The sequence below is a fragment of the Fictibacillus sp. 26RED30 genome (assembly GCF_015903845.1).
Lineage (GTDB): Bacteria > Bacillota > Bacilli > Bacillales > Fictibacillaceae > Fictibacillus > Fictibacillus phosphorivorans.
Genome location: NZ_JACZDV010000016.1, coordinates 1 through 288, shown reverse-complemented (window position 1 = coordinate 288; position 288 = coordinate 1). Strand labels below are relative to the sequence as shown.

Sequence of the window (288 nt, the reverse complement as noted above, 5' to 3'; positions counted from 1 at the left end):
CACGACCTATGCGACGGTGGACGGCAACGGTTTGATCAAAGTCCCGAGTAATGCACCAAAGAATTATAAAGCAACGCTCACTATAAAAAATGGTGGAAAGTTCGTGTATGTGACCGTATTAGTAGGAGATGATCCAGCTGAGACAGTCACTAGTTTAAGTGTAGAAAAGGCAAATTTAACACTAACGCCAGGATCGACAAACCAGTTGGAAGTCATCGCGAACATGGCAGATGGCAGCACGAAGGACGTTACGCCAAGCACCACGGGAACAACCTATAGCAGTAGTAA

General features: G+C 45.8%; 1 protein-coding gene. It reads left to right on the top strand.

The window, feature by feature from the left end:
- On the top strand, nt 1-288 hold a 288-nt coding region (locus tag IHV11_RS21045), incomplete at both ends, for a hypothetical protein (RefSeq protein ID WP_197196113.1).